The following is a 6,267-nucleotide window of genomic DNA, read 5'->3' as shown; positions in this document are numbered from 1 at the left end:
GTAAATTCAAAAACAAGAAGGCATTAACTCTTGCAGTTGGTGCTATTATGGCAGGGGTTAGTGTTATAGGGATAGTTGCAGCTTGTGCACCAACAAAAGCGAGACCGTCTAAACCCACTGAAAAGAAAGTAGAACAACCACAAACAGGTGGTAATGAATCTTCAAACCCAGGTAGCGGAAGTGGAAGTACTACAATCGGAAGTAAACAAGGTTCTGAAAATAATACAACTAATCCATCAGCAGGTTCAACTAATACAAATCCAGGAGCAACACAACCATCAACTCCAGAAAATCCTAATCCATCTAACCCTGGTTCATCAGATAAACAAAAAGATGAAAAGATGAAAGACAATCAACCAGGCACAGGACAAAGTGGTGGTGAAACAGGAAAAAATGAAAATCCTGGAACTAATGGTAAGGAAAATGGTGGAAGTACATCAGAAACAACTAAACCTGTAATTAGTGTAGCTGATGATGCTAAATTAATTAAAGAAGAAGCGAAATATTCATTAACATTATCTGTTACAAATGCTGATAATAAATATTTAGAAGTTGAATTAACTGAAGTTTCAACTAACCAAGAAAATGCAACTAAAGTCAATGCAAAAGCTAAAGTTGAATCTAATAGTGTAAAAGTTAGTTTTGATGGTTTAAAAGCGGGAACTAAATATAAAGTATCAACACTTAAACTTTATGATAGTGAAACTGCTAAAGAAGGAGTTAGTTTAGAATTAAGTTCAACTTTAAGTGGAAAAGAATTTGAAACAGAAGCGGAACAAACTCCAAAAGTTGAAGCACCTACTCCTACACCAGAACAAGCAGTATCAGTTACTTTAGAAGATAATGCAATGTTAATGAAAAAAGATGGTAAATATCAACTTTCATTAAATGTAACAAATGCAGATAATAAATACTTAGAAGTTGAATTAAAAAAAGTGTCAGAAGACGACAAACCAGGAAAATCTGAAATATCAAAAAAAATAAAAGTAGAAAATGGTAAGGTGGTTGTTATTTTTGAAAATCTAGAAGACAGTGCAAAGTATAAAATATTAGGTGCTGAACTATACAGCAAAGAAAATGATGATGCTGAAACTGGGCAAACTGTTGAATTAAATGAAGGTTTAACAAAAATAGAGTTACCAATCAAATCATCAATGAGCAGTGGTTCAACAAGTAGCCAAGACGGAACACAAGCAAAACCTAATGCTGATGCACAAACAGGCTCTAAAGAAGAAAAGAAAGATGAAAAGAAAATAACAATTCAAAGTGTAGAATATGATTCTAATAACCCCCTAGGTTATACATATCTTGTATTTGTAGTAAAAGGACCAAAGACTTTATTTGAATCGATTAAAACTAAATTTTTAAATTTTGAATTTAGAAATAGTGAAAATAAATATCAAACTGATACAACAGAAGACTCAGGATTGTTCCCAACAATATCAAAAGACGAAGGTGATCAAGTTGTGTTTAAAATTTACCCAAAATACCCTTGAGGTAAAAATGCTGATTTCACAGTTACTCAAATAACTTTAAAAGACAAACCAAATGAAAATCTTCTTGCAACTGAGTATAAAATTAACCCCACTAATTAACAACTAAAAATATAAACTGATCTTAACTTGCTAAATAATCATTTATTTAGTTGTGAGATCAGTTTTATATTTACCGATTTAATCAATTATTAAATTAATGTATAATATTATATAAATTGATATTTAATAAGAAATGAGGAACAATATGGATCTTTGAAAAGACCAAGGTGAACAAGAGTTAAGTCCTAATGTAAGCAATAATCCTAACAAGTTGCCAAAGGCAACTGGTGGAGAAAAAGCTTTATATATCATTTTTTGAATTATGAGTGCATTCTTATTATGCATTCCAATGATTGTTTACTACTTTAGAACTAAAAACTACATCATTAATGAAAAGAATGAAATTAATGAAGCATCATCATCTATTCAAGTTAGTCAAGACAAACGTTTCGGTACTCTAACACAATTAGTTGAACAAGTAAAAAGCCACTACAAATTTGAACAATCTGTATTAGATCAAATTACTAAAAACCGTAATGTAGCTGCTCAAGCGAGCGACATTAATGAAAAACAACAAGCACTTGATGGTTTACAACAATTAATTAATGTTCAATTTGAACGTTACCCAGAATTAAAATCTGGTAACCATGTAATGGAATTAATGAGCCAATCAACTTACTTAGAATCTGAAATTGCAGCAGCAAGAAGAACATACAACAACCGTGCATCTAACTACAACGCAGCAATCTTTAATTTCCCTGTAGTTTGTGTTGCTGAAAAAGTTAATGCAATGCCAATGCCTATTTTTGCAGCAAGTAAAGAACGTCGTCAAGATGTTGATATGTCTTCACTTAGCAACTGATAAATATATCCATTATAAAGATTAAAAGAACTTAAGGAACAAATCCCTAAGTTCTTTTTTGTTTATTGAATTAAATTTCTTTGTAGATATTAACTAAAGTAATCAATGCTTTAGTTATTTCTTCTTTAATAGCTTGTCTTTGGTTGTTCATTCGTGAAGCAACTATACAACTACTTAATTCTGTTCCTGTTTCTTTTACATATCCATTTTTAATGCATTGTAAAATAAATTTTCTAGCTTCTTTTTCTTTTAGGTTATTATCACTAATTAAAGAAGTTATTTCTTTTTCTTGTTCTAATTTAGCAAACTTATTAAATGCTTCAGCAATGTTTTCAGATTCAATACCTTCTTTAAAGTAATCAGTTTCTAAGAATCTAAGTAATAAATCTTTTTTAGGACTTAAGTTTAAACTTGAACTTATTAAACTTTCTAATTCTTCAACAAACTGAACTCGATCATATTTTCGGTAGTATTCAATAATTTTTTGATAAATATAATGTAAGTTAATATCTTCTGATTTAATAATTTCAGTTTCAAACTTAATATCATCTCAGATAATTGGTTTTATATCTTTTGCTCTGATCTCTTTTGATATTTTGTTATAAATACTTTGTAAGTCTTGGAATCGACGTGTATTTTTAATATCATCTTCTTCTTTAAATTCGCTATAGTTGATTAATAAGTTTCTTACTCTTAAGAATTTATTGAAATCATTAATAAATTCTTTTTTCTCTTCATCGCTAAGTTCACTAACATCAACTGGTCTACCTGTACAATATTGGTTTTGGATAATATTAACTATTTCATCATATTCAGGTTTAATTTCATTATAAGTATGCTCAACGATTGAGATTTGTTCATTATGTTTTTTACCAAATAATATAATTGCATTTTTTACATTTTCAGATAAATCTCTAAAGCAAACAATATTACCACATTGTTTAACTGCATTTAAAATCCGGTTTGTTCTAGAGAATGCTTGGATTAGTCCGTGATATTGTAAGTTCTGATCAACATATAATGTGTTTAGTGTTGGTGAATCAAACCCTGTTAAGAACATCTTAACAACAATTAATAAATCAATTTCTTTATTTTTTAGTTTCTCAGATACATTTCGATAATAATTACTAGTTGCATCTTGGATATTGAAGTTAGTTTTAAACATCTCATTATAATCAGCTATTGCTCGTGCTAAAAACTCTTTTTGAGTTTCATTTGGTTCAGAATCAACGCTTAATGGATTGTTTTCTACACTTTCATTTTCTTCATAACTAAAGATAGTAGCTATTTTTAATTTATCTTCATCATTTAAGTTTTGCATTTGAACTTTAAATTCATCATAATACAACATTGCAGCTTCTGTTGAACTAACTGCAAAAATAGCATTAAATCCATTTAAATTCTTTTCTTTATGAATGAAGTTGTTACCTCTATGGCACTTCTTATTAATTGTATTAATTACATAATTTGTAATTTTACTGATTCTTTTAGGATGCATTAATAAGTCATTTTCAGCTTTAGCTAAACTCTTATCATTGATTTCTGCATGCTTTTTAATATCTTCTTCACTAAAATCATAATTAACATAATCAATTAAGAATCTAAGAACTTTTTTGTCTCGAATAGCATCTGTAATAATATAAGAATGTAATTCAAGTCCAAAGATTCTTTGGGTAGTAATTTTATTTTTTGAAGCATCTGTTTCAGCATTTTCTTCAAAAATTGGAGTTCCTGTAAAACCAAATCTAAAGGCTTTAGTAAATTTCTGAGCTATTGATCTTTGAAATTCACCAAATTGAGATCTATGGCATTCATCAAAAATCATTACACAACTCTTTTTGTAAATATTGTGATTATCATTATTTTTAATGAAGTTATTTAACTTTTGAATAGTAGTAACAATGATTTTATCACTTGCTTTTTCTATGTTTTGTTTTAGTTTATATGTACTTGTACTATTATCAACACTACCTGGTGAAAATCTTTCATATTCCTTAATTGTTTGATCATCTAAATCTTTTCGATCAACTACAAAGAACACTTTATCAACAAAATCTAAACCTTTAGCAAGTCGTGCTGTTTTAAATGAAGTTAGTGTTTTTCCAGAACCTGTTGTATGTCAAATATAACCACCCTCTTGATTTTTAAGGTTATAACTTGTATTAATCTTAAGTAAGATTCGCTCAGTAGCTGCAATTTGGTAAGGACGCATAATCAATAGTTCATCCCTACAATCAAAAACACAATACTTTGCTAATATTTCTAATATTGTTATTTTTTGGAAAAAAGTTAAAGTAAAGTCTTCAATATCTGTAATGACTCTGTTTTTAGCGTCAGCTCATTGCATAGTATATTGTTCATGACTTTTAATATTAGATTTAGTATTAGGAAAATAAGAAGTCTCTGTTCCATTAGAAATAACAAAGATTTGAACTCATTTATATAATGATTTTTCTGAATTAAAACTTTCTTTTTTATATCGATCAATTTGATCAAATGCATCAAATAGGTTTTCACCTCTTCTTTTAAGTTCGATGTGAACAAGTGGTAAACCATTAACTAAAATTGATACATCATATATATTATTTCCAGATTTAACTTGATTAATAACTTGTAATTTATTATTGTTGATATTGTTTTTATCAAAAATAATTATGTTTTTTAATTCTTCACTATCAAATTCAAAGTCATGAACTACATTTTTATATTCGCCATCGTTATGTAGTTTCTTAGCTTTTTCAACAAAAGTATCACTAGAACTATCTAAATATTCTAAAAGGAATCTTCTTCATTCATCATTATTAAAAGTAATATTATTAAGTCTTTGAATTTGATTTCTTAAATTAACAAATAAAGTGTCATAAAAATATTTGATTTCATCAAATTTAAGATCAGGGATACTTAATTCACTACTAGCTTTTGTTAATGATGGAAGCTCAGAAGAATCGTATTTTATATACTCATATCCTTGTTTTATTAAATCATTAATAAATTGTTGTTCTAGTTCTTTTTCACTTTGATAGCTTGTATTTGTATTATTGATGAATTCATATTCATCTAAGATAATACCTTTTGAATGTTCTAGAATTGGATTTGTCTTTTTCATAAGTTATTAACCTTTATTTCCATTAAACGATAAAAGTTGTTCTCTGTAATATTCGTATTGTTTTTGGCGAAGTTCGATTTCTTTTGGAAGACCTTGGGTAAGGTTGCTTGTTAATGTATTGAATTGATCTAAAATTTCTACTATTTTATCTTGAATAGATAAAGGTGGTAAAGTAATTGTAAACTTTTCCATTTCACTACTATGTAGGCGGATCATTTTAACACCACTTACTTTTCTTTCTTTTTGCATTTGAAAATGCTTAGATTGTAAAAAGTAGGCTATGTATTTAGAGTTTTGAGATGTTCTATAACAATACATATCTCCAGAAAATCCAATCTGTTCTTCACCTAATCAAACAACACTTTTACATACATCTTTTATATTTTCAGATGTAGTAGCAATTAAAATGTCATTCTTCTTTGCTTTTCTTAATTTGTCAAAAACTTCTTGACTTGTAAATGAAAAAGTTTTATAGGTTTCAAAACCATACTTGGTATAGATTTGACCATAATGGATTACAGGTTTACTTTCTAAAGCAAGATCTTTTTTAAGAAGACCATTTCCACGAATAAATTTACCAATTTCACCAAGTGTAGTTCTTTTTATTTCATAGTTATCAATGTTATTTGCACCTAAATTATTATTTTTGAAGAATTCTTCGCTTAATAACATATCTCTGTAGTAGTTATATTGTTTATTTCTTAGTAGTAACTCATTTTCTAATTCGGTAATATATTCTGTGAATTTGTCTAGTGTTTTTACAA

3 protein-coding genes and 1 pseudogene are annotated in these 6,267 nt (G+C 28.0%); 2 read left to right on the top strand and 2 right to left on the bottom strand.

Annotated elements, in window-relative coordinates:
• A pseudogene (locus UDIV_RS04430) lies at window positions 1-1,595 on the top strand (hypothetical protein); the annotation flags it as partial.
• Window positions 1,596-1,740: 145 nt separating this feature from the next.
• Complete coding sequence (locus UDIV_RS00295) at window positions 1,741-2,400, top strand: LemA family protein (RefSeq protein ID WP_038101587.1); 660 nt, start codon at window positions 1,741-1,743, stop codon at window positions 2,398-2,400.
• A 67-nt stretch (window positions 2,401-2,467) separates the two neighbouring features.
• Here the strand turns inward: UDIV_RS00295 and UDIV_RS00290 are convergent, their stop codons facing one another.
• Entirely contained in the window at window positions 2,468-5,503 is a 3,036-nt protein-coding gene (locus UDIV_RS00290) for a type I restriction endonuclease subunit R (RefSeq protein ID WP_038101586.1), read from the bottom strand.
• 6 nt (window positions 5,504-5,509) lie between these two features.
• A partial coding sequence (locus UDIV_RS04705; protein ID WP_231428070.1) for a restriction endonuclease subunit S occupies window positions 5,510-6,267 on the bottom strand: 758 nt, incomplete at its 5' end.

The sequence above is a fragment of the Ureaplasma diversum NCTC 246 genome (assembly GCF_000731915.1).
In the GTDB taxonomy this organism is placed as follows: Bacteria; Bacillota_I; Bacilli_A; order Mycoplasmatales; family Mycoplasmoidaceae; genus Ureaplasma; species Ureaplasma diversum.
The sequence above is the reverse complement of the archived record's forward strand: the minus strand, read 5'-3'. Positions and strand labels throughout refer to the sequence as shown.